Origin of the sequence: Variovorax robiniae (genome assembly GCF_037889955.1) — a bacterium.
GTDB lineage: Bacteria > Pseudomonadota > Gammaproteobacteria > Burkholderiales > Burkholderiaceae_C > Variovorax > Variovorax robiniae.
Genome location: NZ_JBBKZS010000001.1, coordinates 16,414 through 43,316, shown reverse-complemented (window position 1 = coordinate 43,316; position 26,903 = coordinate 16,414). Strand labels below are relative to the sequence as shown.

24 protein-coding genes are annotated in these 26,903 nt (G+C 67.5%); 8 read left to right on the top strand and 16 right to left on the bottom strand.

Features of this window, described 5'->3' with window-relative positions:
• Positions 1 to 193 precede the first annotated feature (193 nt).
• The 3 genes from WKW79_RS00215 to WKW79_RS00205 are packed head-to-tail and all read right to left on the bottom strand — an operon-like array spanning position 194 to position 3,995.
• Positions 194 to 1,144, bottom strand: coding sequence for a hypothetical protein (locus WKW79_RS00215; RefSeq protein WP_340333082.1), 951 nt, complete (start codon positions 1,142 to 1,144; stop codon positions 194 to 196).
• Between the two features lie 53 nt (positions 1,145 to 1,197).
• On the bottom strand, positions 1,198 to 2,496 hold the full coding sequence (locus tag WKW79_RS00210) for a tetratricopeptide repeat protein (RefSeq protein ID WP_340333081.1): 1,299 nt from the start codon (positions 2,494 to 2,496) through the stop codon (positions 1,198 to 1,200).
• 50 nt (positions 2,497 to 2,546) lie between these two features.
• On the bottom strand, positions 2,547 to 3,995 hold the full coding sequence (locus WKW79_RS00205) for an FAD-binding oxidoreductase (protein ID WP_340333080.1): 1,449 nt from the start codon (positions 3,993 to 3,995) through the stop codon (positions 2,547 to 2,549).
• A 207-nt stretch (positions 3,996 to 4,202) separates the two neighbouring features.
• Between WKW79_RS00205 and WKW79_RS00200 the strand changes: the two genes are divergently transcribed.
• The 3 genes from WKW79_RS00200 to WKW79_RS00190 all read left to right on the top strand — a co-directional run bounded on the left by WKW79_RS00200 (position 4,203) and on the right by WKW79_RS00190 (position 7,737).
• A complete protein-coding gene (locus WKW79_RS00200) occupies positions 4,203 to 5,219 on the top strand; it encodes an AraC family transcriptional regulator (RefSeq protein ID WP_340333079.1) in 1,017 nt (338 codons plus the stop codon).
• A 74-nt stretch (positions 5,220 to 5,293) separates the two neighbouring features.
• The gene (locus WKW79_RS00195) at positions 5,294 to 7,111 is read left to right on the top strand and encodes a putative nucleotidyltransferase substrate binding domain-containing protein (protein WP_340333078.1); all 1,818 of its coding nucleotides are present in this window, start codon (positions 5,294 to 5,296) and stop codon (positions 7,109 to 7,111) included.
• Positions 7,108 to 7,737 (top strand): 3'-5' exonuclease, encoded by a 630-nt coding sequence (locus WKW79_RS00190; RefSeq protein WP_340333077.1) that lies wholly within the window; start codon positions 7,108 to 7,110, stop codon positions 7,735 to 7,737. Before WKW79_RS00195 ends, WKW79_RS00190 begins: the two co-directional genes overlap by 4 nt.
• A 3-nt stretch (positions 7,738 to 7,740) precedes the next feature.
• Here WKW79_RS00190 and WKW79_RS00185 read toward each other — a convergent pair whose 3' ends face one another.
• Positions 7,741 to 9,036, bottom strand: a complete 1,296-nt coding sequence (locus tag WKW79_RS00185; RefSeq protein ID WP_340333076.1) for an acetyl-CoA hydrolase/transferase family protein — start codon at positions 9,034 to 9,036, stop codon at positions 7,741 to 7,743.
• Between the two features lie 141 nt (positions 9,037 to 9,177).
• Between WKW79_RS00185 and WKW79_RS00180 the strand changes: the two genes are divergently transcribed.
• Entirely contained in the window at positions 9,178 to 10,173 is a 996-nt protein-coding gene (locus WKW79_RS00180) for an ABC transporter substrate-binding protein (RefSeq protein ID WP_340333075.1), read from the top strand.
• A 5-nt stretch (positions 10,174 to 10,178) separates the two neighbouring features.
• Here WKW79_RS00180 and WKW79_RS00175 read toward each other — a convergent pair whose 3' ends face one another.
• Positions 10,179 to 11,228 carry an XdhC family protein gene (locus WKW79_RS00175; protein ID WP_340333074.1) on the bottom strand — a complete coding sequence of 350 codons (1,050 nt, stop codon included), beginning with the start codon at positions 11,226 to 11,228 and terminating at the stop codon, positions 10,179 to 10,181.
• An 87-nt stretch (positions 11,229 to 11,315) separates the two neighbouring features.
• Here WKW79_RS00175 and msrB point away from each other — a divergent pair, with 87 nt between their 5' ends.
• Positions 11,316 to 11,819, top strand: coding sequence for a peptide-methionine (R)-S-oxide reductase MsrB (gene msrB / locus WKW79_RS00170; RefSeq protein ID WP_340333073.1), 504 nt, complete (start codon positions 11,316 to 11,318; stop codon positions 11,817 to 11,819).
• On the opposite strand, the gene WKW79_RS00165 is transcribed toward msrB, so the two are convergent.
• A complete protein-coding gene (locus tag WKW79_RS00165; RefSeq protein ID WP_340333072.1) occupies positions 11,791 to 12,273 on the bottom strand; it encodes a winged helix-turn-helix domain-containing protein in 483 nt (160 codons plus the stop codon). The genes msrB and WKW79_RS00165 overlap by 29 nt on opposite strands.
• A 269-nt stretch (positions 12,274 to 12,542) precedes the next feature.
• Here WKW79_RS00165 and WKW79_RS00160 point away from each other — a divergent pair, with 269 nt between their 5' ends.
• Positions 12,543 to 13,856, top strand: a complete 1,314-nt coding sequence (locus tag WKW79_RS00160) for a DUF2325 domain-containing protein (RefSeq protein WP_340333071.1) — start codon at positions 12,543 to 12,545, stop codon at positions 13,854 to 13,856.
• Between the two features lie 129 nt (positions 13,857 to 13,985).
• Here WKW79_RS00160 and WKW79_RS00155 read toward each other — a convergent pair whose 3' ends face one another.
• From WKW79_RS00155 to WKW79_RS00130, 6 genes are all read right to left on the bottom strand, one after another.
• Complete coding sequence (locus tag WKW79_RS00155) at positions 13,986 to 14,195, bottom strand: TOBE domain-containing protein (RefSeq protein ID WP_340333070.1); 210 nt, start codon at positions 14,193 to 14,195, stop codon at positions 13,986 to 13,988.
• A gap of 80 nt (positions 14,196 to 14,275) precedes the next feature.
• Positions 14,276 to 16,030, bottom strand: coding sequence for an IlvD/Edd family dehydratase (locus WKW79_RS00150; protein ID WP_340333069.1), 1,755 nt, complete (start codon positions 16,028 to 16,030; stop codon positions 14,276 to 14,278).
• Positions 16,031 to 16,124: 94 nt separating this feature from the next.
• On the bottom strand, positions 16,125 to 16,688 hold the full coding sequence (locus WKW79_RS00145) for a M23 family metallopeptidase (protein ID WP_340333068.1): 564 nt from the start codon (positions 16,686 to 16,688) through the stop codon (positions 16,125 to 16,127).
• A 10-nt stretch (positions 16,689 to 16,698) separates the two neighbouring features.
• Positions 16,699 to 17,709 carry a L,D-transpeptidase family protein gene (locus tag WKW79_RS00140; RefSeq protein WP_340333067.1) on the bottom strand — a complete coding sequence of 337 codons (1,011 nt, stop codon included), beginning with the start codon at positions 17,707 to 17,709 and terminating at the stop codon, positions 16,699 to 16,701.
• 171 nt (positions 17,710 to 17,880) lie between these two features.
• A complete protein-coding gene (locus WKW79_RS00135) occupies positions 17,881 to 18,912 on the bottom strand; it encodes an extracellular catalytic domain type 1 short-chain-length polyhydroxyalkanoate depolymerase (protein WP_340333066.1) in 1,032 nt (343 codons plus the stop codon).
• A gap of 8 nt (positions 18,913 to 18,920) precedes the next feature.
• The gene (locus WKW79_RS00130; RefSeq protein WP_340333065.1) at positions 18,921 to 19,130 is read right to left on the bottom strand and encodes a hypothetical protein; all 210 of its coding nucleotides are present in this window, start codon (positions 19,128 to 19,130) and stop codon (positions 18,921 to 18,923) included.
• Positions 19,131 to 19,374: 244 nt separating this feature from the next.
• Here WKW79_RS00130 and WKW79_RS00125 point away from each other — a divergent pair, with 244 nt between their 5' ends.
• Entirely contained in the window at positions 19,375 to 21,807 is a 2,433-nt protein-coding gene (locus WKW79_RS00125) for a PAS domain-containing protein (protein ID WP_340333064.1), read from the top strand.
• A gap of 203 nt (positions 21,808 to 22,010) precedes the next feature.
• Positions 22,011 to 24,443, top strand: coding sequence for a PAS domain S-box protein (locus WKW79_RS00120; RefSeq protein WP_340333063.1), 2,433 nt, complete (start codon positions 22,011 to 22,013; stop codon positions 24,441 to 24,443).
• Between the two features lie 8 nt (positions 24,444 to 24,451).
• Here WKW79_RS00120 and WKW79_RS00115 read toward each other — a convergent pair whose 3' ends face one another.
• The 4 genes from WKW79_RS00115 to ssuC all read right to left on the bottom strand — a co-directional run bounded on the left by WKW79_RS00115 (position 24,452) and on the right by ssuC (position 26,902).
• Positions 24,452 to 24,847 carry a hypothetical protein gene (locus WKW79_RS00115; protein ID WP_340333062.1) on the bottom strand — a complete coding sequence of 132 codons (396 nt, stop codon included), beginning with the start codon at positions 24,845 to 24,847 and terminating at the stop codon, positions 24,452 to 24,454.
• Between the two features lie 151 nt (positions 24,848 to 24,998).
• Positions 24,999 to 25,214 carry a TOBE domain-containing protein gene (locus WKW79_RS00110; RefSeq protein WP_213959091.1) on the bottom strand — a complete coding sequence of 72 codons (216 nt, stop codon included), beginning with the start codon at positions 25,212 to 25,214 and terminating at the stop codon, positions 24,999 to 25,001.
• A gap of 28 nt (positions 25,215 to 25,242) precedes the next feature.
• A complete protein-coding gene (locus tag WKW79_RS00105; protein WP_340333061.1) occupies positions 25,243 to 26,052 on the bottom strand; it encodes an ATP-binding cassette domain-containing protein in 810 nt (269 codons plus the stop codon).
• A 10-nt stretch (positions 26,053 to 26,062) separates the two neighbouring features.
• A complete protein-coding gene (gene ssuC, locus WKW79_RS00100; protein ID WP_340333060.1) occupies positions 26,063 to 26,902 on the bottom strand; it encodes an aliphatic sulfonate ABC transporter permease SsuC in 840 nt (279 codons plus the stop codon).
• Position 26,903: the final 1 nt, after the last annotated feature.

Here is a 26,903-nt window from a genome sequence, read left to right as displayed (position 1 = left end):
GCGTTGGCGATCGATGGGGAGAACAAGCGCTGCGCGCTCACCCGCACATCGGCAAGTGTCGAAGCGACGACCCGTTCGATGGGAACCGGGAAGGCAGGCAGTCGATCAAGCCCGATTCCTGCCGGTCGGGCTTGGGCTTTTCAGAGCAGAGGGATTCGTCGATCGCATCCCGGCTGCGAACCGGAGCGTCCGGTCACCCCAAGCCGAGCGCGCGCGCCTCTTCCTCATAGGTCGGATACGACGCCTTCATCACCGCGCCGTTGAGGATCATCTCCGCCACCGCGTCGCGCGAGCCTGCCTCGACAACGCGCGTGCGAATCCACACCGACTCCGTGCGCGCACTCTCGCTCAACGCGACGATCTCGCGCTCCAGTTCGTAGTCCTGGTCGACGAACAGCGGCCCCTTCAGCAAGCGGATCTCCTGCCCCGCGAACAGCCCGACGGCCGGCTTGCGCCCGCTCAGTTGGGCCTGAGCTGACGTAGACCCGAGCAGCACGCTGATCATCTCCATCGGGATGATCGGCCGGCCCCAGGGCGACTGGCCGCCGGTCTCACGCGAATACCAGGCGCAGGGCTCGGTGATGACCTTCAACTTGTCGGCCAGCGTGAACGGATAGTGGTCACCCATGTGGTCGTCGAAGCCCATGCGGATCTTCTCGACGACCGCGCCGCGCTGGCCCACCTTGAGGTCGCGGTTGATGACCAAGCCGGTGGCCGGCCGCAGCTTGGCGATGCGATTCTGGATCTCGTGCGGCAGGCCATTCGCGTCGCCGATGGAGGCCGAGCCGGTCAGCACCGGCGTGCCGTCGCGCTTCTCGGCCCAGATGCGCACGAAGCGCGGATGCTGCGACGGCGCCGCTTCGACGAATGCCCGCACCTCCTCGCCCTCGACCACCATGTTCTGGTAGTGCGCGCTGATGCAGCCCGTCTCGAACCAGGCTTGGCCGAACACCTTGTAGAGCAGCGGATCGAACTGGCTGAAATGCGTCGGGCCTTCGATCGGACCCGCGCGCAGGCCCAGGCCTTCCGCCATGGCGTCGTCGTGGATGGACTTGTGGCCGTCGTAGCGCTGGTCGGCCAGCATCTGGCGGGGCTTGCGCAGGGGGCCGCAGAGGAACGGGGTATCGGCGAAGGGTTGGGTCATGGTGGGCCTGGCGAGGTGGAAGGGTTCGCAAAAATTCTAGGCCGCCAGGCCCGCTAACGAAGTCCCGCAAGTGCCTCGGGCTCCTCCCAGTTCGTTGCCGATCCAAAGTGGACGAGCCGCCTTGCGGGCCGCCGCATGCGATCGATGGCCTTCTGCAGCGTCAGGTGCAGCACGTCGCGCTGCGCATGGCTGCCGCCGAGCCGGTGCGCCATCAAGGGCAGGCTGGCCAGCAGCGTGATCGCCAGCGCGTCGTCGCCTTGGCCGAAGGCGATCAACGCGCGGCATGCGTTCAGGCCGAGTTGTCGCGTCGTCTCGCCGTGCCGCGTGGGCAACCGTTGCGCGCGCACCAGCGACTCTTCCAACCGCTTCGCGCTGTCCCAGTCGCGCGCGCCGACGAAGGCCAGCGCCGCATGCAGGTCGTTGAAGCTGCAGAAGCCATCGTCGATGCGTGGCGCCCAGGCCTGCGCGAGCGGCGCCCAGCGCGCCCCCGGATCGCCGCCCGCCAGTTCCACGCGCCACAGCAACGCGGCGCTGTCGATCAGGTCGGAAAGGTCGGCGGCGGGCCCGGCCCCCATGTACTGGTCATGGAGTGCCAGCGCCGCATCGACATCGCCGCGCGCCAGGTGGAACAGCGCCAGGTGCCAACGGCAATGCGTCGCGACCACGGTGTCCGTGCCCCAGGCGTCGGCATGCCGGTCCAGCCAGCGCACGCCCTCGTCGGCCCGGTCGGTCATCTCGAAGACATGCGCCAGGGCGTGGTGCGCGCGTGCGTTCAGCGCATTGGCGTTCAAGGCGGCATGGGCCGCGGCCTCGGCGCGTTCGTATTCGCCGCTTTCTTCCAGGCTGAAGGCGTGCATGCCCAGCACCGCGTGATAGCCGGGCATGGAATACGACCAATGCGGCAGCACCGCGGCCACGCGCTCCCGCATCGCGACCAGGTCGCCGGTCACATGGTCCAGTGCATGCGCCACCTGCAGGGCCAGCACGTCGCGCGGGTGCAGCTTCAGCAAGGCGCCGAGCGCCGCCTTCGCGCCTTCGTAGTCGTCGCCCAGCACGGCGGCGATGGCGGTGAGGTGCCGCTGCTCGCGCAGGCTGGACGGCAGCGCCGCAGCGCTTGCGAACAGCGGCCGGGCCAGCCGAACGCGCCGCGGGTCACGGCTGCAGAGGAACTGCCACGCCCTCAACACGTGCGCCATGACGAAGCCCGGCGCCGCTTCCAGCGCCAGGTTCACGTCCACCTCAGCGCCGGCGCGCCAGTTCTGGAAGGCAGCCAGCGAACGCTCGTAGGCAAGCAGGGCGGCGGGCGTGGCGCCGGTGATGCGGCAGCCCCGCGCGTCCGTGGCCCCGCTCATGAGTGCCCCAGGTGCGGCACACCGCGCCGCTTCCACGCCGTGCGTCGCACTCATATCGCCACCCGCCGAAACGGAGGCGCCGCCGGCGCGATGTTGAGGTTCATGCGGAACAGGTTGTCCGGGTCGAAGCGCTGCTTGATCTCCTGCAGCCGCGCGTAGTTGACGCCGTAGCTCATGCTCACGCGTTCGGCCTCGTCCTCCGTCAGGAAGTTGACGTAGCCGCTACCGGTGGCGTGCGGCGCGGCTTCCTCGAAGGCGCGCCGGGCCCAGGCGCGCACCTTGTCGTCGTCCTGCGGGTCCGACCAGCGGCCGTGCACGTTCATGATGTAGCGCGCGTCGCGGCCGGCAAAGGCGGTGGCCGTCATCTTCACGCGGCCCATCGCGCCGCCGAGCTGGGCCATGAAGATCTCGCACTCCGGTCCCGGCAGGAAGGCGGTCGATGAAATGACCGTATCGAGCGCCGCATCGCTCAGGCTGCTGAAGTTGTTCGATTTCCAATAGTTGCGACCACCCGCCGCCAGCAGCGGGTCGAACGCGGTCTGGAAGCCGGCATAGGGCGTGGGGCCGACATGCACACCTACGGGGTCGCCGAACTTCAGCACCGGCGCCGCCACCCGCTCACCGTCCTCGACCTTGCCGCAGTAGACCAGGGGCAGCACCACCACTTCCTTGCCATGCACCGACTCGGGCAGGAAGGGCAGCGGCGGCGCCTTGCGCAGCACGGCCCACACGCTCAACTCATCGGGCGCGTTCATCGTGAAATCACGCCATGCACGCAGCACCTGACGGGCTTGCGAGAACGGGTAGACCACCAGGCCGCTGTAGACCTCCGGCCCGACCGGATGCAGCTGGAACTCGAACGAGGTCACCACGCCGAAGTTGCCGCCGCCACCACGCAGCGCCCAGAACAGGTCGGGCTGCGAAGTCGCCGATGCCACGCGCAGCGCGCCGTCGGCGGTCACCACGGTGGCACTCAGCAGGTTGTCGATGCTCATGCCATGGCGGCGCGTCAGCCAGCCGAAGCCGCCGCCCAGCGTGAGCCCGGCCACGCCGGTGGTGGAGTTGATGCCCAGCGGGGTGGCCAAGCCATGCGCCTGCGCGGCGCGGTCGAAATCGCCGAGCAAGGCGCCGGGGCCGACACGGGCCGTGCGCTTCGCCGCATCGATCTCGATCGCGCGCATGCCCGACATGTCGAGCATCAAGCCGCCCTCCGCCACCGCGTTGCCCGCGATGTGGTGTCCGCCGCCGCGCACGCTCATCAGCATGCGATGCGCCGCCGCGAAGCGCACGCCGGCCTGCACATCGCTGTCGTTCATGCAGCGCGCGATCAGCGCCGGTCGGCGATCGACGGTACCATTCCAGACCTTGCGTGCCTCGTCATAGGCCGCATCGACGGCGGTCAATACGCCGCCGCTGACCTGCGCTGCGAAGGCATCGACGTCTTGCTGCCGAACTTGCCGGACATCCTTGTCCAGCGTGAGGTAAGTGAGAGATTGCATGAGGTGCTCCTGTGACAAACATGTTGAAGAACAAGCCACCGCGATGGGTTCTCGACGGGTGCAGTCATTCTTTTGCCGGGGCGGTTTGCGCGCTTCACCGCGCGTCCACCGCACTTGATCGCGCATCCGTTGTTGTGCGTGCGCATGGCGCCGGCTTGATCGCGCGTCCGCGCGACTTGATCGAAACGCCACCGCGGTGACGCACGCATGAGCCAGGACACGCTGTCCGACGTGCTGCGCGGCGTGCGCCTGCGCGGCGCGGTGTTCTTCAACATCAGCGCCCAGAGCGACTGGGCCGCGGAGGCGCCTTCCGCGAAGGAACTCGCGCCGATGCTGATGCGCGGCGTCGACCACGTGATCGAGTACCACGCGGTGGCGCAAGGCAGTTGCTGGGCCGGCATTCCGGGCGGGCCTTCGGTGCAACTGTCGGCCGGCGACGTCGTGATGTTTCCGCATGGCGATGCGCACGTGGTGTCGAGCGCACCGGGCCTGCGCGGCAGTGGCGACTTCAGCTGGTTCCCCGGAGTCGAGGGCGCGGGCCGGCTGCCGCTGCGGGTGGACTACAACGGCAACAACGTGCTGCTGCCGCCGGCAGGGACGGCCGCCGACGGTGCCGACGTGAACATCGTCTGCGGCTTCCTCGGCCTGGACCTGCAGCCTTTCAATCCGCTGATCGACGCACTGCCGCGCCTGCTGCACCTGCGCGCCAGCGAGGACGGCGCCTGGATCGCGAAGTTCACGCAACAGGCCGTGGCCGAGTCGCATGCGCAACGCGCCGGCGGCGAGGCCATGCTGGCGCGCATGAGCGAGATGATGTTCGTCGATGCGGTGCGGCGCTATGCGGACCAGCTACCGACTCAGAGCGCGGGATGGCTGGCCGGCCTGCGCGATCGCTTCGTCGGCCGGGCGCTCGCGCTGATGCACGAGCATCCCGCAAAGGAATGGACGGTCGAGGAACTCGGCCGGCACGCCGGGCTGTCACGCTCCGCGCTGCATGACCGCTTCGTGCAACTGGTGGGCGTGGCGCCGATGCAGTACCTGGCGCAATGGCGCATGCAGGCCGCCGCGCGAATGCTGCTCGAGACGCGCGCCACCGTGGCAGCCATTGCGCTGGACGTGGGCTACGACTCCGAGGCCGCTTTTGCGCGTGCCTTCAAGCGGATGGTCGGCAAGCCGCCAGGCGTTTGGCGCCGCGAGCGGGATGCCGCTGCGGCGCCGGAATAGCGAGAGGGCGTGTCCAGGCACCGGGACGTTCCGGCCACTGACAAGCGCGTCGAATGCCGCCATCATTGGCAGCCATGCCCAACGCATTCGACTTCACGGCCTCGCCATTCGACTGCCTGGATGCCACCGAGCAGCGGATGGTTCGCGACAGCGTCGACATCGCCTACTTCCGCAAGGGCGAGACGCTGCTGGCGCCCGGCATCGAGCCGCTGCACCTGTTCGTGCTCATCAAGGGCCACGTCGCGCAGTTCGACGGGCATGAAGCCATCGCCAGCTACGGCCCCAACGACTGCTTCGACGGCCGCGCGCTGGTCGCCGGGCGGGTCATCAGCCACTTCGTCGCCGCCGAGGAGGTGTTGGCCTACCAGCTTGCCGCAGCGACCGTCAGCGACCTGATCGCGCGCAACGCGGGCTTTGGTGCCCTGTTGTTCTCCGACCTGTCCAGCAAGCTCGGCGCGCTGTCGCAGCGCCACGGCCAGCGCGAAATGCAGGCGCTGGCGATGTCGCGCGTCGAGAACGCATTCCTGCGCCCGGCGCATGTCGTCGAGGGCACGACAAGCATCGTCGAGGTCGCCCGGGTGATGCAGGCGAACCATTCGAGCAGCGTGCTGGTGCGCGATGGCGGGCGGCTCGGCATCTTCACCAATACCGGCTTGCAGCGTGCAGTGGCCGACGGCCGGCCGCTTGCCGCCTGGCCGGTGCGCGATCTGGCCGCGTTCTCGCTGGTCAGCATCGCGCCGTCCGCCCCCTTGTTCGACGCACTGGCCCTCATGATCCAGCACCAGGTGCACCGCCTGGTCGTGTCGGATGATGGGCGCATCGTCGGGCTGCTGGAGCAACTCGACCTGTTGAGCTTCCTGTCGAATCACTCCTACCTCATCACCGTGCGGATCGTACGGGCGCAGGACCTCGACGCGCTGCGCACCGAGGCGGAGAAGATCACTCGCTTCGTCGCCCTGCTCCATCGCGGCGGCACGCGGGTCGGCCAGATCGGCGGGCTGGTGCAGGCGCTCAACGCCAAGCTGTTCGAGCGCGCCTGGCAACTGGTGGCCCCGCCCAAACTGCTGGCCGACAGCTGCCTGTTCGTCATGGGCAGCGAGGGCCGCGGCGAGCAGTTGCTGAAGACCGACCAGGACAACGGCCTGGTCCTGCGCGACGACACCCGCATCGCCGACGACGTGGTGGAGGATGCCTGCGCCCGCTTTTCTGCCGCATTGCGCGACTTCGGCTACCCGGACTGTCCGGGCCGGATCATGGTCAGCAACCCCGCCTGGCGCCACGGCGCGAACGAGTTCGCGGCCGTCGTGCGCCACTGGCTGAGGCAGCCCGATGCCGAGGGCCTGATGGCGCTTGCCATCTTCATCGACGCGCATGCCGTGGCAGGCGACGCGGCGCTGCTGGCCGGCGTGCGCAGGCAGGTCGATGAGCTCGTTGCGTCGGACGACGCATGGCTCAGCCGCTTTGCTGCGGCAATCGACGCGTTCCCCGACGCGGGCGGAGGCTGGTGGAACAGGCTGCTCCTCGGCGAACACGACAAGCAGGCACTCGACCTGAAGAAGGCCGGCATCTTCCCGATCGTGCACGGCGTGCGCAGCCTGGCATTGCGCGACCATGTGCAGGCCACCGGCACGGCCGCGCGCCTGGACGCGCTCGTCGCCATCGGCCGCCTGTCGCAGGACCTTGCCGACGACCTGCTCGACAGCCTGCATTTCATGATGGGGCTGAAGCTGGAGGCCGGCCTGGCCGAACTGGACGCGGGGCATGCGGTCAGCAGCGCGATCTCGACCCGCCGGCTGAGCAGCCTCGAACGCGATCTGCTGAAGGATGCGCTGGCGGTCGTCAAGCGGTTCAAGTTGCTGGTGCGCCACCAGTTCCACCTGGACACGGCATGACGCCGCGCTGGCTGGGCGCGCTGCGCCGTCGCTGGATGCTGCATCACCTGGCGGATGCGCACTTCGCTTTCATGTACGACACGCCCCCGAAGGACGAGTGGGTCACGCTCGACTGCGAGACCACCGGCCTCGATGTGCGGCGCGACCGGATCATCTCGATCGGCGCGGTGCGCATCGTCGGCAATCGCCTGCTGACCAGCGAGCGGCTCCAACTGCTGGTGCGGCCCGAGCGTGCGCTGAAGAGCGAGAGCGTGATCGTGCACAGGCTGCGCGAGCAGGACGTCGCGCTCGGCATGGACCCGGCGCAAGCGGTGCGCCGGTTGCTGGACTTCATCGGCAGCCGGCCGCTGGTGGGCTACTACCTGGAGTTCGACGTGGCCATGCTCAACCGCGAAGTCTTTCCCATGCTCGGCGTGCGCCTGCCACAGCCGATGGTCGAGGTCTCGGCGATGTACTACGACTACAAGAGCCGCCAGTTGCCCGCCCACGAGCGTGGGGGCACGATCGACCTGCGCTTCCAGACCATCATGAATGACCTGGGCCTGCCACTGCGCGACGCGCACGATGCGCTGAACGACGCCGTGATGGCGGGCCTGGCCTTCGTGAAGTTGCGGAACATGAAGTGAAGGTCAGAGGATGCGCAGCGACCTGGCCTGATCCGTCAGCTCGCTTCGGAACGCCGGATGCGCGATGCCGATGAGTTCCAGCGCCCGCTGCTTCGCCGACTTCCCTCGCAACTGGGCCACGCCGTATTCGGTGACGACGTAGCTGATGTCGTTCTTGCTGGTGGTCACATGGGTGCCCGGTGACAGCACCGGCACGATGCGCGAAATGGTGTCGCCCTTGGCCGTCGACGGCAGCACGATGAAGGACTTGCCGCCGCGCGAGCGATTGGCCGCGCGCACGAAGTCCGACTGCCCGCCCGTGCCTGAATAGGGTGACAGCCCCAGGCTCTCCGAGCCGCACTGGCCCAGCAGGTCGATCTGCAAGGTGGCGTTGATGGAGACCAGGTTGTCGTTCAGCCCCGCCAGCGCCGGGTCGTTGGTGAAGTCCACCGGGTGCATTTCCAGCGCCGGGTTGCGGTGCATGTACTGGTACAGCCTGCGGGAGCCGAGCGCGAAGGTCGCGACCGACTTGCCCGGCAGGTAGTTCTTGCGCTTGTTGGTGACGGCGCCGCTTTCCAGCAGCGAGAGGATGCCGTCGCCGATCATCTCGGTGTGGATGCCGAGGTCGTGCTTGTGCGTCAACTGCATGACCACCGCATCGGGAATACCGCCATAGCCGATCTGCAAAGTCGAGCCGTCGTCGATGCGTTCGGCCACATGCTTGCCGATCGCCTCCTGCACCGGGCCGATGACCGGCAGGCCGACCTCCAGCACCGGCTCGCTGCTCTCCACCAGCGCCGCGACCTTCGAGACGTGCACGCGGCAATCGCCGAAGGCGAAGGGCACGTTCGGATTCACCTCCAGCACCACCGCGCGTGCCCTGGCGACGCCGGCCATGGTGTAGTCGGCGCCGAGGCTCAGGGAAAAGTAGCCCTCCTCGTCCATCGGCGAGGCCATGCTGAAGACCACATCCGCCGGGATCTGCCCGCGCTCGATCATTCGCGGGATCTCGGAGAAATAGTTGGGGATGAAATCGATCCAGCCGGCCTGCCCACCGGCACGCGTCGCGCCGCCGTAGAAGAAGGCGACGTGCCGCACATGCTGAGTCGTCTCAGGGTCGATGTATGCGTACTTGCGGACGGCCAGGATCTGGGCCACCTTCACGTCGCGGAAGTCAAGCCGCCGCTCGGACAGCGCCGTCAGCAAGGCCGGCGGCTCGCCGACGCCGGTGGGCACGATGATGAAATCGCCATCGCGGACATGCCGCACGGCCTGCGCCGCGGAAGTCCGCTTTTCCTGGTACAGCGCCTCGAAAGACATGCAGTTGCTCCTGTGGACCGTTGCGATCGTCGAATATAGGTGGGCTTGGCGACTATCGCAGTCGTGCTTCCACGGGGTTTGACGTGGCGCAATGACCCATCACGGCCCATACTCGCCGCACTCTTTCCGGAAGAAAGGGACGTGACGGTCGTGAACATGCACCGAAGAATCCTCCTCACGCTCACGATGGGCGCGGCCTGCGTCCCCCGCGCTTCGCTCTCGCAACGGCAGGCGTCGAGGCCGCTGCGCATCGGCTACGTGGACACCAGTTCGGCCAGCATCGGCAGCCAGCGGCTGGATCGGCTCCGCGCGGGACTGCGCGACCTCGGCTACGCGGAAGGCAAGGACATCGCCATCGATGCGCAATGGGCGGAGAGCGCGTACGACCGCCTGCCCGCCCTCGCCGCGGCCTTGCTGGCGCAGCAGCCGGACCTCATCGTGGCCGCGGGGCCGGCCGCCATCCAGGCCATGCGCAAGGCAACGAGCACCGTGCCCATCGTGTTCGCGGCCAGCGGCGATCCGCTGGTCTTCGGCTTCGTGCAGAGCCTGTCGCGGCCCGGCGGCAACGTGACCGGCGTGTCCAGCGTCGGCGCCGACCTCAGCGGCAAGTACCTGGAGTTCCTTCGCGAAGCGCTGCCGGGCCTCTCGACGGTCGCGGTGCTGATGAATCCGGGGCATCCGGGCCACCCCGACTACCTGCGCAGCATCCAGGCGGCAGCCCCCGCGTCGGTGCGCGTGCTGCCGCTCCAGGCGGCGGACCCCGGCCAGATCGACGCGGCCTTCGACGCGATCCGGCAGGGTCGCGCGCAGGCGCTGATCGTTCTGGGCGACGGGTTGTTCTTCGCACAGGCGCGCCGCATTGCCGACCTGGCCATCCCGCAACGCCTGCCCACGCTGTTCTCGACGCGCGAGCCCGTGCAGGCCGGCGGGCTGATGAGCTACGGCCCCAACCTGGCCGAGCAGTTCTACCGGGCCGCGAGCTACGTCGACAAGATCCTTCGCGGCGCGCATCCCGCCGATCTTCCGGTAGAGCAACCCACCACCTTCGAACTGGTCATCAACCGCAAGACCGCAAAGGCGATCGGGCTGACGCTGCGCCAAGCGTTACTGCTGCGCGCGGATGTATTGATCGAATAGCGCCCTCAATGCGGCTTGCGCAATACGGACACCATCTCGGCCACGATCGACGCCGCGATCTCCGCCGGCCCGATCGCACCGATGTCCAGCCCCGCCGGCCCATGGATCCTCGCGCTCTGCTCCGCCGTCACGCCCGCCTGCTCCAGCCGCGCCAGCCGGGCCGCATGCGACTTCCGGCTGCCCAGCGCACCGATATAGAAGACGTGGCTGCGAACCGCCTCGATCAGCGCCGGGTCGTCGATCTCCGGCATGTGCGCCAGCACCACCACCGCGCAGCGGCTGTCCAGGTGCAGGGAGCGCAGGGTCGCGCCCACGTCGCCCACCAGCATGTTGGCGCCCGCGAACTCCGTCCCTGCCGCATGGGCGTCTCGCGGCTCGATGATGGTCACCTCGAAGCCGATCAGTTGCGCCGCATCGCGCAGTGCCCGGGCCGTGCGCACCGCCCCCACCACGAACAGCCGCAAGGGCGCGTTGAACACCTGGAACAGCACCTCGTCCCCATCCACCAGCGCGATGGCGGTGTCGTCCATGCGCGCCCGCTTGTGCGCCTCGCTCGCCCATGCGCCCGACGCCGGCCCGTCCCCCGAGATCAGCAGGCGCCGCCCGTCGGCCAGCCCGGTGCACAGCACGACGCTGTGGCCGCTGCGCATCGCATCCAAAGCCTCGCGCAGCACGTCGACCTGCCCGCCCTGCCCACCTCTGCCGATGCCATCGATGCATTCCAGCCGGATCTCCAACCCGCCGCCACATGCCATCCCAGCGGCCGAGGCGGTCGCGTCGTCCACCGACACGTTGACCATCGCGTCCTTGCCCTCCGCCAGCACCCCCAGCGCGGCCGACACCACCAGCGTGTCGACGCTGCCGCCGAACAGGGTTCCGAAGTGCGTGCCGTTCTCGTGCACGGCCATCTGCGTGCCGGCGCGCCGCGGGGCGGTGGACCATGCCTTCACCACCGTGGCCAGCACCACGCCGGCGCCGCCATCCTTCCACTTCAGCACCTGCTCCAGCACCGCCGCCGCCAAGTCGCGCGCCTTTTCACCGTGTACATCCGTCATTCCGATTCCTTTGCAGCCACAGGGTTGTTCCGGAGCGCGGACCATTGCCACGCGAGTCCAATTCAACGGACCCCCCGGAGACTTCGTATGTACCACCGCAGGCATTTCCTGAACACCCTCGCGGCATCGTCGCTGGCCGCGCTGCCAGGCATGTTGCTGACCCCCACGGCGCGGGCCGCCAAGGCGACTTTTGAGGTCACGCTCAGCGACGCCGAATGGAAGAAGCGCCTGTCGCCGCAACAATACGCCGTGCTGCGCCAGGCCGACACGGAAGCGCCTTTCACCAGCCCGCTCAACAAGGAGCACCGCGCCGGTGTGTTCTCCTGTGCGGGTTGCCAATTGCCGCTGTTCTCGTCCGCGACCAAATTCGACAGCGGCACCGGCTGGCCCAGCTTCTGGAAGCCGCTCGACAATGCCGTCGTCAAGGCCGCCGACAACAGCTTCGGAATGAGCCGCGACGAAGTCCTGTGCCGGCGCTGCGGCGGGCACCTGGGGCACGTGTTCGACGATGGGCCGAAGCCGACCGGGCTGCGCTATTGCATGAATGGGCTGGCGCTGAGCTTCACGCCGGGCGCCGCGCCGGCGGCTTGAAGGCTACCTGCGAATCAACGGCCGCCATCAGGCCGGTCAGCGCGCGAATCTCCGCCTTGCAGGCCTCCGCGGCCGTCGTCTCGATGTTGCGATAGTGCTCGATCAGCCGGCAACCCACGTCGGTGACCACGCTGCCGCCACCGTGCTCGCCACCCTTGCCGGACTCGACGGCCGGCTTCTTCAGGGCGCTGTTGAGTTCGTTGATCAGAAGCCAGGCACGCCGGTAGGACATGTCGATCTTCTTCGCGCCGGCGGTGAGCGAACCGGTCTCGAGGATGGCTTCGAGCAACTGGATCTTGCCCGGGCCGATGGCAATGGTGTCGCCGGTGGTGATGCGCATACGGAAGCGGACGTTCGGCTTGACCGGCGTCGCGTTCGCGGACTTGACGGGCTTGACGGCGGCCTTGGCGGCTTTTGCAGTCGGGGGCGCGGATTTCGCAGGGGCTCTGGGCATTTCGGCGGATCGTGGGAGTTGTTGCCCCGCAGGTTACCCCGACCTTGGTGCGTTGGAACATAGGGGAAATCTGTGCCGGCGCGCAGCGAATGTTCTCGCTGGAAGGTCCGGACGGGCCCTCCTCGCGCGGTCCCGCCTTTTCATGGACAAGGAGTGGCAACAACTCGAATCGGCAGAGTTATCGTAATATCCGGCAAAACATATCGCACAGACTCCACGCCGTGGCAAGCTTGCGCGATTCTTCCGTGTATCGATGGAGCGTCCGATGCATGTCCGCCCCCTTCGCGCTGAACCTGTCGCGTTCTTCCGGCTTTGCCACGGGACCTGTTCCCAATGTCTATCGCCAGGTCGCCTGCTGCGAGGACAACACCACCGAGGCCGAGCCCGAAGGCAAGGGAAGATCACGTGTGCAGCAACTCAACCCGCATGTGCATTGCTCGGTCATCGGCACCTGCCTCAGCACGGCGGAGCTTCGCAAGATCGTCGCGAAGCACGGCCACATCGATGCGGCGCGTGCGTCGGATGTCGAGATTCATCATGAAGGCGTGTCGATCGCCAGCCAGACCGGCGGTGGCAAGGCGCTGTCGAAGGCGCTGGACAAGCGCCATGAACTCGTCATCCGCAGCTTCGAGAAGGCCAAGGATGCCGAGGCACTGGAGGCGCTCTGGCAGCAGGCGCTGCAAGGCGGCTCCATCGCCGGGGCCTACTGGGCGCTGATGTCGCACCGCCACGTGACGGCCGAGCTGCGGCAACGCGCCTTCGGCGACGTGCACATGCTGTCGCACCTCGTTGGCGCCGCCAACCGGGCCGACATCCGGCGCCTGGCCGCGCTGGAACAGGAAACAGGGGATTGGCGCGAACAGTCCGAACACCAGCAGGCGCGCATCGCCGAGCTGCTTCAGGAGAACCAGCAACTGCGACGCCGGGTCGGAGAATTGGAGATGGACATCACGTTGGCCCGCGCCAAGCCGACGGAGCCCGCGGGCGCAGTCGAGTCATTGCAGCAAGAGCTCTTGGCGCAGTTGCAATTCAGCACTTTGCAGATGCAGCGGTGCGAAGCGGCGGAGCGCCAGCAGGCCGCCAGCGAAGCCAACGAGCAACGTCTTCAGGCCGAACTCGATGGCGCGAGGCGTCAGATCGACATGCTGAGCCGCGAACTCCGTGGCGCGGAAGCGCACTTGCAAGCGCTCGCCGCACCCGGACACGGCACCTCGGAGAGCCTGCAACCAGCCATCCAGGGCCAGCGCATCCTCTACGTCGGCGGTCGCCCCAGTTCGACGCCCGCCATCCGCAAGCTGGTGACCGACTCCGGCGGTGAATTCGTCCATCACGACGGCGGCATGGAAGACCGCAAGGGCCTCCTCGCCAGCGCTCTCGCCGGCGCGCACGTGGTCGCGTTTCCCGTGGACTGCGTCGACCACGACTCCGTGACCAACCTCAAGCGCCTCTGCGCCCGCCACGAGGTTCCGTTCCTGCCGCTGCGCACCGCCAGCGTGACCTGCTTCGCGGCGGCGCTCCTCGCGCTCGCAGAGGAACAGGTTCCGGCAAGGCCCGCCTTCAGGATGTGCCTCCGGCACGGCTGAGCCGAAGAAGGCGTGAAGATTCGGTAGCGAGGGCGCCGAGGTCGGGTCTGGCGCCCGGAACCGCACTCTCGTGCGGTGAGGACGCCAGGCCCGAGATCGGCGTCCGCAGTAGGAAGATTCGCGCCTTCTTCAGTCGGTGGCGATCATGACGCTGGACGCCTTGATGACGCCGTGGGCCTTGCCGCCTTCGACCAGGTTCATGCTTTCGGCCGAGGTGGAGGTGATGGTCGAGACGATCTGGACGCCGTCAGCGATTTCGAGGGTGACCTCTGTGGTGACAGGACCCTTGACGATCTTGACGATCTTGCCGGTGAGAACGTTGCGCGCGCTGATCTTCATGAGAACTTTCGTTGAGCAGTCGATTGGTAGCGTGAATGTAGGCGCAATGGTTCAGGTTTGCAGCACTGCGGGCACGCGCGTCAACCCTCGCGTGGCGCCTTGCCCGCCATCTTCGCCGCCCGCAGGAAGTCGAAGTCCACCCCCTTGTCGGCCTGCATCACCGACTGCAGGAACAGCTTGCGATAGCCGCGCTCGGCCGTCGGCTCGACCACCGGCGATTCCTTGGCGCGTCGCGCCAATTCCTCGTCCGACACCAGCAAGCTGATCTCGCGGTTCGCAACGCTCAGCCGGATGCGATCCCCATTGCGCACATGCGCCAGCGGCCCACCGATCGCGGACTCCGGCGTCACATGCAGCACGATGGTGCCGAAGGCCGTGCCGCTCATGCGCCCGTCGGAAATCCGCACGATGTCCTTCACGCCTGCCCGTGCCAGCCTGCGCGGGATCGGGATGTAGCCGGCCTCGGGCATGCCCGGCGCGCCCTTCGGCCCGATGTTCTTCAGCACCAGCATGTCCTGCGCCGTCACGTCGAGGTCGTCCCTGTCGATGCGCGTCACCAGGTCCTCGATGTTCTCGAACACCACGGCACGGCCTTCATGCTCCATGAGCTTAGGATCGGCGGCCGACTGCTTGATGATCGCGCCGCCGGGCGCAAGGTTGCCGCGCAGCACGGCGATGCCGCCTTGCGGATAGATCGGGTTCGCGATGGAGCGCACCACGTCCTGCCTGAACCCCGGCCCGGCCCGCTCGATCTCCTCGCCGAGCGTGCGGCCGGTCACCGTCATGGCGTCGAGCTTCAGCAGCGGCTTGAGTTCACGCAGCAAGGTCGCCATGCCGCCCGCGGCATGGAAGTCCTCCATGTAATGCTGGCCCGACGGCTTCAGGTCCAGCAGCACCGGCGTGTCGCGGCCCATGCGGTCGAGCGCGGCCAGGTCGATCTCCAGGCCCATGCGGCCGGCGATCGCCGTGAGGTGGACGATGCCGTTGGTCGAGCCGCCGATCGCCAGCAGCACGCGCATCGCGTTCTCGAAGGCGGCCGGCGTCAGCACCTTGTCGATGGTCCGCCGGTCGCGCGCCATTTGCACCGCCTGCGCACCGGTCTGCTCGGCGATGCGGATGCGGTCCGCGGTGACGGCCGGCGGCGATGCGCCGCCGGGCACGGTCATGCCCAGCGCCTCGGCGATGCATGCCATCGTGCTGGCCGTGCCCATCACGGAGCAGGTGCCGACGCTCGCGACCAACTGGTTGTTGACGTCGACCGTCTCCTCCGCGTCGATCTCGTCCGCGCGGTAGCGGGCCCAGTAGCGCCGGCAGTCGGTGCACGCTCCGACGCGCTCGCCGCGATGGCTGCCCGTCAGCATCGAGCCGGTGATGAGCTGGATCGACGGAATGCCTGCCGAGGCCGCACCCATGAGCTGCGCGGGCACCGTCTTGTCGCAGCCGCCGATGAGCACCACCGCGTCCATCGGCTGGGCGCGCACCAGTTCCTCGGTGTCCATCGACATGAGGTTGCGCAGGAACATGCTGGTCGGCGCGGCAAAGCTCTCGTGGATGGAGATGGTTGGAAAGTCCATCGGCAGCCCGCCCGCCAGCATGACGCCACGCTTCACCGCCTCGATGAGTTGCGGCGCGTTGCCGTGGCAGGGGTTGTAGGCGCTGCCGGTGTTGGTGATGCCGATGACGGGGCGGTCGAGGGCCGCATCGGTGAAGCCCGCGCCCTTGATGAAGGCCTTGCGCAGAAACAGCGAGAAGCCCTGGTCGCCGTAGCTGGTCAGGCCCTTGCGCATGCCGGAGTTGTCGGGCGGGTCGGTGGGCTCAAAGGGGGAGGCGGGCATCGTGGTCTTTCTGGCCTTTTGTTCATGCGAACTGCAAACACACGCGGGGATTCTCCGCGAGGCAATGCGATCGCGGCCAGCCGTGTGCCGGGTGTCAGTGACCCGCTTGCCGCAGTGCCTCGTAGGGATTGATCGCCTCGCCCTTCCACCATTGCTTCGCAGGCCCCAGCAGGAACACGGCGAAGTGCAAATGGGGCGCATCCGGTGGCGCGTTGCCGGTCGTGCCGACGTACCCGATGAGTTCGCCACGCCGCAATACCTTGCCTTCCTCCAGGCCGTCCGCGTAGCGGTCCAGGTGCGCATAGTAGTACGCCAGCCTTCCGCCCGGATCGAACTGGTAGATGGTCAGGCCGCCGGGCTTGCTGCTGAAGAGCTTCACCACTGTCCCATCGTCCACGGCAAGGATCGGGGTGCCGCGCGGCGCTGCAATGTCGATGGCTTCGTGGCGGTGACCGGGCCGTCCATCGTCGAAGGTGTCCCTGAGCTTGTCCGCATTCATGCCCTGGAGGGGGAACCGAAGCGGTCGTGCGGCCAGCAGCGCAGAGCCGTCGGCGGCAATCGACGCCGGAGATGACGGCAGCACAGGAGCGATGCCCTGCGCCATCGCTCCTGCCGACATCAGGCTGCACAGCACTGCCCCCCACCCAGCCCGTTCCATCACCTTCACCTCAAGCCTTCACCTCGACCGCAAACCCGGCCTTGGCAAGCCTGGAGACGCGCGCGGCATCCCAGTTCGTCAGATGGATGCAGCCATTCGTTTCCTCATCCCCCACACGCTCCGGCGTCGGCGTGCCATGGATGCCCCAGTGCGGTTTCGAAAGGCCCATCCAGACGTTGCCGACCGGATTGTTGGGGCCGGCCGCGACCTTGACCTTCTTCGCGTCCGCAGGTACTTTCTTGAGGATCGAAGGGTCATAGGTGAAGGTCGGGTTGTCGACCTCGTTGGTGATCTTCATCTTGCCCAGCGGCAACGGATCAAGCGGGCCGCCGATGCTGATCGGGAAGCCGGCCAGGGGCTTGCCGTCGCGGTCCAGCACGTAGAGCATGTGATCGCCCTTGTCGATCTCGATGGACCTGGCCGCCTTGACGATGCCCGCATCCGCCGCGCCGGCAACGTTGGCGACGATGATCTCATCGCCGGCCTGGAAGCGCCCTCCGCGGTTGAGATCATGCAGCGCCCGGGGTGACATGTGGTACTTCTCCGCGAGCGCCTCCTGGAGGTTCTCGTAGTCCAGCGACTTCAGCGTGGCCCGCTCGGTCATGTCCTTGGGGGTGGGAGTGAACGGGCCTGCCGCGTCGTTCGCGGTGATCGTGTACAGCGCGAACGGCGGCGTGGTGTCGGCGTTGAGCGCAGCCCAGGTGTCCGCATCGATCTTGCCGCTGGCCGCGAGACCGTTGGCCTTCTGGTAGGCCGCGACGACGCGCCGCATGTTGGCGCCAAAGCCGCCATCGATCTCGCCGGGAGAGAACCAGGCGCGGTCGAGCAGGATCTGTGCACGCATGACGGCTGCGCCCCGCGAGCCTTGCGCCAGGCGCGGTGTGTCGCGGGCTGCGTTGAGCGTGTCGAGCGACGCGGGGCCAGCCGCAGGCTGTCGTTGTGCGGCCATTGCCAGCCAGGGCGTGGTGCCAAGGGCAAGGCCGGCGGCGGTCATCAGGAACGTTCGACGGGGTGAGGTCATGCTGGACTCGGTGATGTGAAGACGGGCCATCCTGTGCGCCCGACGTGGCGGGGCCTGTAGTCGCGGGCAGACAAATCGCCTCGGCGCACGGCGCGTCATGAAGGCGCTTGCAGGCAGGCGTCGGACCCGCACCGGGTCTCGGCAGGAATGCCGGGCGCGCAGCGCCCAGCCTCAACGGCGGAACTGCTTCGACGCAAAGGTCCAGGCCATGCGCGACGCATCCGGCCCCTTGTCGTCGCTGAAGTGCTCCGTCGCCGCTCCGCCGCTCCACGCATGCCCCAGCCGCGCGACCTCCACCAATGTGGCGACGGTGCTGCCCTTTCGCTTGTAGTCGGTCACGCTGGTGGCATAGCGTGTGCCGCGTTGCACGCTGCGGGTGGCGGTGGCGCGGGCGCCGCTGGCCTTCGCCCAGGCCTGCACGGCTGCGTGGCCGTTGTGCAGGGAAACCACGCGGTCCAGGTTGCCGTGGATCACCATCAGCGGCGGCCAGGACTCGACCACGGTCAGCGGCCTGGCCGCCAGCGTCTTGGTGGAGCGCAGGCCGTGCATCGCGCCCACCGCGGACATCGTCGAATGCGCGGTGCCGGGCGGAATCCCGGAGTGCATCACCACCGCCTTGAACCGCTCCGGATGCCGGCTGGCCAGCAGTGCCGCCATGCTGGCTCCTGCCGACAACCCGACCGCGGCAACGCGCGCGCGGTCCGCCCCGTACAGCAGCGTCACCTGGTCGATGGCGCTCATGATGAGCGCGGCCTCTCCATACGCCCTGCCTCCCGAGGTGTCGTACCAGTTCCAGCATCCCTGCGGATTGGAGACTCGGTCCTGCTCCGGGTAGAGCACCATGAAGCGCTCGCGCGCCGCAATCACATTCATGCGGGTGCTGTTGGCGAAGGTCCTGGCGTCCTGGCTGCAGCCGTGCAGCATGACCATCAACGGCAGGCGCTCACCCACCTTGACGTTGGGCGGGCGGTAGAGTCGATAGCGGCGCATGCCGGCCGCCCCCATCGCCACGCCTTGCAGCCATTGCCCGGCGCCCGCAGGCGGCTTGCGCTTCTTGAGCGTCTGCTTCACCGTTTGCTTGACCGCCTGATTGACCACCGAGGCCATCGCGCTCTGCCCCGCGCGCATGCCCAGCCGGGTCATCGAGGCGAGGCTGCGCTGGAAGATGGAGGCCCACGACGGGACTGGTTTTCGCCTTGCCATATCCGCGTTCAGCGACGCGTCTTCTTTCTCGTGGCGGCCTTGGTGGCCGTCTTGCCGCCCCAGAAGTCGAGCACCTGCCGCGTGGCTTCCGCCTGCGCTGTCGCGATGTTGCGCCTGGTTGCAGCGGTGGCCTGGCCCTTGGCCGATCCAACCGCTCGGTTCGCGGCGCTCAGCCACATGCTCATGAAGGGGTTCTTGGTGGTCCAGGGGTTGCGCATGGTGTGGTCCTTCACTGTTTGGCCGAAGCCGCACAGCATGCAGTGCCGCCGCATGGCAGCGCCGGCCACTTTGTCCGCGACACCTCGTGGGCTTGTTCTTACGACGCATGGCCGGGGCCGGCCTCGGCACTCCGCACCAATGCTTTAAGGGCGAGCGATCGTGATGCGAATTTGGCCTACCTGAATTCGCGCACCCCAGTGTTACAAATCCGATCCACATCCCCAACTGAACGCCAAAGTTCTTATGAAAACCGGCCCCGCCAAGCACCCCTTCCTCACCGGCGGCGGGCAAGCAGCGCAGTTGATCGCGGACTTCGACTGGTCGCGCACTGGCGTCGGCCCCATCGGCGACTGGCCCCAGGGCATGAAGGCCGCCATCTCGATGGTGCTGCTCTCCGACGTTCCCATCGTCATGCTGTGGGGGCCGCTCGGCGTGATGATCTACAACGACGCCTATTCCGTCTTCGCGAGCGCCCGCCATCCGCAGTTGCTGGGCTCGAACGTGCGCGAAGGCTGGCCCGAGGTGGCCGACTTCAACGACAACGTGATGAAGGTCGGCCTCGCAGGCGGAACGCTCAGCTACAAGGACCAGGAACTCACGCTCTACCGCACGGGGCAGGCGGAGCAGGTCTGGATGAACCTCGACTATTCACCGCTGCTGGACGAGTTCGGCCAGCCCGCCGGCGTGATCGCCATCGTGGTCGAGACCACGGCCAAGGTGCGCGCCGAAGAAGCGGTGCGCCTGCGCAATGCGCGCTTCCAGACTTTTGCCGAGGCCATGCCCAACCACGTCTGGGCGTCGGCACCCGATGGCTTGCTCGACTGGTTCAACCACAACGTCGAGGCCTACTGCGGCCTGTCGCAGGAGCAACTGGCCGGCAACGGCTGGACCGCCATCGTGCATCCCGACGACCTGCCCCATGCCGCGCAGCAATGGGAGCGCGCGCGTACCGATGGCAGCAGCTACGAGGTGGAGTTCCGGCTGCGCCGCGTCGACGGCGCGTATCGGTGGCATATCGCGCGTGCGGTGCCGCTGCGCGACGATGCCGGCGCCGTCGTCCACTGGATCGGCACCAATACGGACATCGAGGACCAGAAGGCCGCCGCGCTGATGCTGGCCAACATGAACCAGACGCTGGAGGAGCAGGTGGCCGAGCGCACCGCGGACCGCGACCGCATGTGGCGGCTTTCCACCGACGTCATGCTGGTGGCCGATTTCAACGCGTGCATCGTCTCCGTGAACCCGGCGTGGACACGCCTGCTCGGATGGTCCGCGACCGAACTCATCGGCCACAGCTTCATCGACTACGTGCATCCCGACGACCGCAGCGCCACGCTCGCGGAAGTCGCCGGACTGGCCGGTGGCGCCACCACCTTCCGCTTCGAGAACCGCTACCGCCGACAGGACGGCAGCTACTGCCTGCTGATGTGGACCGCCGTGCCGGACGATCGCCTGATCCATGCCGTGGGCCGCGACATGACGGCGGACCGCGAGGCGGCGGAGGCGCTCAAGCGCACCGAGGCGGCGCTCTACCAGTCGCAGAAGATGGAAAGCGTCGGCCAGCTCACCGGCGGCGTGGCGCACGACTTCAACAATCTGCTGCAGGTGATCTCGGGCAACCTGCAGTTGCTGTCGCGCACCGTCGGGGTCGATGGGTCGGCCGCGCGTTATGTATCGAATGCCGTGGCCGCCACGCAGCGCGGCGCCCGGCTGTCGAACCAGTTGCTCGCCTTCGCGCGGCGCCAGCCGTTGGACCCCAAGGTGGTGAACATCGGCCGCGTGATCGCCGGCATGGGCGACATGCTGCGCAGCACGCTCGGCGATGCGGTCGAGATCGAGACCATCGTCTCCGGCGGGCTCTGGAACTGCTTCGTGGACGCGGCCCAGGTGGAGAATGCCCTGCTCAACCTGGCCCTCAATGCGCGCGACGCGATGGAAGGCTCAGGCCACCTCACTATCGAGGCGGGCAACGCGTCGCTCGACGAGCGCTACGTACGCGACTATCCCGGCGTAGCCCCTGGCCAGTACGTGATGCTGGCCGTGACGGACACCGGCACCGGCATCCCGCCAGAGATCCTCGCGAAAGTCTTCGAGCCCTTCTTCTCGACCAAGCCAGAGGGCAAGGGGTCCGGCCTGGGACTGTCGATGGTCTATGGCTTCGTGCGGCAATCGGGCGGCCACGTGAAGCTCTACAGTGAACCGGGCGACGGCACGACCGTCAAGATCTACCTGCCGCGCGCCGCCGGCGAAGTGACGCCCATCGCGGCGGAGGTCGACGAACTGGATGGTGGCAGCGAGACCGTCCTGGTCGCGGAGGATGACGATGCGGTGCGGGCCACCGTCGTCGAGCTGCTCGGGCACCTGGGCTACACGGTGCTGGAGGCACGCGACGCGGCCGCGGCGCTGGCCATTCTGGAAGCGGGCGCGAAAGTCGACCTGCTGTTCACCGACGTGGTCATGCCAGGCAAGGTGCGCAGCCCGGAACTCGCGCGCAAGGCGCAACAGCTTCTGCCGGACATCGCGGTGCTGTTCACCTCCGGCTACACGCAGAACGCCATCGTCCATGGCGGGCGACTGGACAGCGGCGTGGAGCTGCTGGGCAAACCCTACACCCACGACGCCCTGGCCAAGCGGATTCGCCGGGTGCTGGCGGACAAGGCGCGACGCGCGCGCTGAGCGCCCGCGGACCCAGGCGCAGCCCGCAGTCACACGGTCGATGCTTGTGCGCGACACAGCCTCGGCAGCTTCTTAGGCCAATGGTTCTCAGCTGCGCACCGCCTTGAAAATTCAATGCACGGTCGCGTGCTTTATCCCTTCGGATTCGCGCCGCGCGGTGCTAAAAATCGAGGTGCTGTCACACCTTTCGTCTGTAGAACGCCATGAAGCCCAAGAGCTCGACGCATCCATTCCTCCATGGTGGTGGGGAGGCTGCGCGTCTGATCGCTGACTTCGACTGGGCAAGCACTGGTGTGGGGCCGATCGACGGGTGGCCGCCATTCATGAAGGCGGCGGTATCGCTGATGCTGCGCTCGCCCGTTCCCATCATCATGCTCTGGGGCTCGGATGGCGTGATGGTCTATAACGACGGCTTTGCCGTCTTCGCGCAAGCGCGGCATCCGCAAGTGCTCGGCTCGAACGTGCGCGAGGGCTGGCCCGAGGTCGCCGACTTCAACGACAACGTGCTGAAGGTCTGCCTGGCGGGCGGCACGCTCAGCTACCTGGACCAGGAGCTGACGCTCTACCGCAAAGGCGTCGCCGAGCAGGTCTTCATGAACCTCGACTACTCGCCGCTGCTGGACGAGTCCGGCCAGCCGGCGGGCGTGATGGCCATCGTCATCGAGACCACGGGCAAGGTGCGGGCCGAGCAGGCCGTGCGCGACGGCGATGCGCGCTTCCGGACCTTTGCCGAAGCCGTGCCCAGCCACGTCTGGGCCGCCCCGGCCGATGGACTGGTCAATTGGTTCAACCACGCCGCCGAGACCTACAGCGGCATGACACAGGCGCAACTGGCCGGCCATGGCTGGGCGAGCATGGTGCATCCCGAGGACATCCCCGGCGTGGCCGAGGAATGGGAACGCTCGCGGGCCGCGAGCCGCGCCCATGAGGTCGAAGCCCGATTGCGCCGCGCCGACGGTGCGTACCGCTGGCACATCACCCGCGCAGTGCCCCTGCGCGACGAGTCCGGCACGATCATTCACTGGGTCGGCACCAACACCGACATCGACGACCAGAAGGCCGCCGCACTGATGCAGGCCAACCTGAACCAGATGCTCGCGGAGCAGGTGGCCGAGCGCACCGCGGACCGCGACCGCATGTGGCGCCTGTCGACAGAGATCATGCTGGTCACCGATTTCGACGCACGCATCCACGCGGTGAACCCGGCCTGGACGCGGGTGCTCGGATGGACCGAAGCCGAACTCGTCGGCCGCAGCTTCATGGAATTCGTGCATCCGGACGACTGCAGCGCCACGGTGGCGGGGGTCTCCGAACTGACCGACGGCGTCGCGACCCTGGGCTTCGAGAACCGCTACCGTTGCAGGGACGGCAGCTACCGCCTGCTCAGCTGGACCGCCGTGCCTGAAGGCCGGATCATCCATGCCGTGGCCCGCGACATCACCGCCGACCGCGAGGCCGCCGAGGCCCTCCAGCGCACCCAGGCCGCGCTGTACCAGTCGCAGAAGATGGAAAGCGTCGGCCAGCTCACCGGTGGCGTGGCGCACGACTTCAACAACCTCTTGCAGGTGGTCTCCGGCAACCTGCAATTGCTCTCGCGGACCATGGCCGCCAATGGCTCATCCGAGCGCTATGTGGCGAACGCCATCGCCGCCACGCAACGCGGCGCGCGGCTGTCGAACCAGTTGCTTGCGTTCGCGCGGCGCCAGCCGCTGGACCCCAAGGTGGTCAGCATTGGCCGCGTGATCCGCGGCATGGAAGACATGCTGCGCAGCACGCTCGGCGATGCCATCGAGATCGAGAGCGTGATTTCGGGCGGACTCTGGAACTGCTACGTCGACGCGGCGCAGGTCGAGAACGCCCTGCTCAACCTGGCCCTCAACGCGCGCGATGCCATGGACGGTTCAGGGCGCCTCACCATCGAGGCCGGCAACGCTTCGCTCGATGAGCGCTACGTGCGCGACTATCCCGGCGTGACAGCGGGGCAGTACGTGATGCTGGCGGTGACGGACACCGGCAGCGGCATCTCACCCGAACTCCTCACCAAGGTGTTCGAGCCCTTCTTCTCGACCAAGGCGGAGGGCAAGGGCTCCGGGCTGGGGCTGTCGATGGTCTATGGCTTCGTGCGCCAATCGGGCGGACACGTGAAGCTCTACAGCGAGCCGGGGCACGGCACCACGGTGAAGCTCTACCTGCCGCGCGCCATTGGCGAAGTGACCGCGCCCACGGTGGAGACTGACACGATGGATGGCGGTGACGAGACCATCCTGGTCGCCGAGGACGACGATGCGGTGCGCGCCACGGTGGTCGAGTTGCTCGGGCAACTGGGCTACAACGTCCTGGAGGCCCGCGACGCGAGCGCCGCGCTGGCCATCCTCGAGGACGGCGCCCAGGTCGACCTGCTGTTCACCGACGTGGTCATGCCGGGCAAGCTGCGCAGCCCGGAACTGGCGCGCATGGCGCAGCAGATGCTGCCCGGGATCGCCGTGCTCTTCACCTCAGGCTATACGCAAAACGCCATCGTCCACGGCGGGCGCCTGGACAGCGGAGTCGAGTTGCTGGGCAAGCCCTACACGCACGACGCCTTGGCCAAGCGGATCCGGCGGGTACTGGCAGACCGGGCGCGCCGGCCTCGCTGAGCGCTATTTCAGTACCGGCGCGGACGAGTCGCCACCAGCACGGCCATCAAGGCAGCGCCGCCTGCCATTGCCCAAGCGACGGCGCGCACCGGTTGGTTGGCGACGTAGCTCGCACTGTTCGTCCTCAAGTCGTGCGCCCTGCGCCTCAACTGGCCGAACTTCTCGTTGAACTTCTCGCTCGCAGCGACAGCCGCATTCCTTGCGTAAACCCGCCCCGTCGTCGCGGCGTCCGATGCGATGTCGCCGGCATCGCTGGCCGCATCCCGTGCCACGCGCGCGGCATGCTGCCCCGTGGTCCGTGCTTCGGCCGCGACATTCCACGCGGCGAGCGTGGCGTCGTGACTTGCGCGGCGGGCATCTTCGGCCAATTGAGCGGGGGTCTTGTACGTCTGCAATTCATCCATTTGGCAACTCCTGTGATTTCCGAACGGCAACACGCCGTGTCGATGGATCACTGTTGCCACGCGACCCCGGGCACCATGTGGGTGCCGGGGCGCAATGCGCGTAGGTCGATGCTCGCAAGTTCCTACACGGCGCAAGCGAGCGTCCGGCCTGCTACAGCTTGGCGATCGACACTTCGGTCGACTTCACCAGCGCAACGACGTCGGAGCCAGGCCGCAATTGCAGTTCATCCACCGAACGCGTGGTGATGACCGAGGTGACGACGCCCCAGGCGGTCTCGACATCGACTTCGGAGACGACGTCGCCGCGGATGATTTCCTTGACCTTGCCCTTGAACTGGTTGCGGACGTTGATGGCTTGGATGGACATGGATTACTCCTTTGGTTTGAAAAATGAATCAGAGCGCCCAGCGCAATGCATGGGCCGGGCCGTCGGCCCAGTGAAGATCATTGGCCGGCTCGCCGTCGGGCTTCTGCAGCACGCGGTCCAGGATGCGTTTCTCGATCGCGGCAAAGGCCGGGTCGCCCTGCGAGCGCGGCCGGGCCAGCGCAATGTTCTCGTCGAGCGCGATGCGTCCGTCCTCGATGAGGATCACGCGGTCGGCCAGTGCCACGGCTTCCTGCACGTCATGCGTCACCAGCAGCGCGGTGAAGCGGTGGCGCTGCCAGAGGTCCTCGATGAGGCGGTGCATCTCGATGCGCGTCAGCGCGTCGAGCGCACCCAGCGGCTCGTCCAGCAGCAAGAGCCGCGGGTGGTGCACGAGCGCGCGCGCCAGCGAGACGCGTTGCCGCTGCCCGCCCGACAGACGCGCCGGCCATTCGTTCTCGCGGTCGGCCAAGCCGACCTGCGTTAGCACTTCCTTGCCGCGCACCCTCGCCTCCGCCGGCAGGCCCAGCGTGACGTTGTCGAGCACACGCCGCCACGGCAGCAGGCGTGCCTCCTGGAACATGATCCGCGTGTCGTCGTGAAGGCCGTCGATGGCCTTTCCATCGGTGAAGAGCGCGCCTTCGCTCGCCTGCTCCAGGCCCGCGACGAGGCGCAGCAGGGTGCTCTTGCCGCATCCGCTGCGCCCGACAATGGCGATGAACTGGCCCGGCTCGACGACGAGCCGCGTGTTGCGCAGCACCTCGCGCTGGCCGTAGCGCTTGTGGACGCCGCGCACTTCGAGCTTGACGCCGCCCTCATTGGAATTCGTTTGATCGGTCATTGCGCTTCTTTCAAGCAGTCTTCTTTTGATACCCAGGATGCCAGCGCAGCCACCACTGTTCGAGCCCTCGGGCAAACAGATCGGCCAGCTTGCCCAACAGCGCATACAACAGGATCCCCACCAGCACGATGTCCGTCTGCAGGAACTCCCGCGCATTCATCGTGAGGTAGCCGATGCCGGCCTGCGCCGAGATGGTCTCGGCCACGATCAGGATCACCCACATCAGCCCGAGCGAGAAGCGCAGCCCCACCAGGATCGAGGACAACGCCCCCGGCAAGATCACCTCGCGGTACAGCTGCCAGCGGCTGAGCCCGTAGGTACGCCCCATCTCGATCAGTTGCGGATCGACATTGCGGATGCCGTGGAAGGTGTTCAGGTAGATCGGGAAGAACACCGACACGCTGATGAGGAACAGCTTGGCCGACTCGTCGATGCCGAACCACAGGATCACCAGCGGGATCAACGCCAGCGCCGGGATGTTGCGCACCATCTGGATGGTGGAGTCGAGCAGCGTCTCGAAGAACTTCACCGAGCCGGTCAGCAGCCCCAGTGCCAGCCCGAGTCCGCCGCCGATGGCCAGCCCCGCGAGCGCCCGGCCCGCACTCACCTTCACATGCGTCCACAGTTCGCCCGAAAGCGCCAGGTTCCAGGCGGCCTTCACCACGTCGATCGGAGCAGGCAGCACGCGCGTGGACAGCCAGCCCAGCGACGAGGCGATCTGCCAGACGACGATGAGCGTGATGGGCACCAGCCATGGCACCAGCCGCGCGCCGACGCTGCCGGCAAAGGCCTTGAGCGCTCCCGTCGGCGATGGAGATTCGACAGGCAAGGTATGCACTTGTTCGTTCATG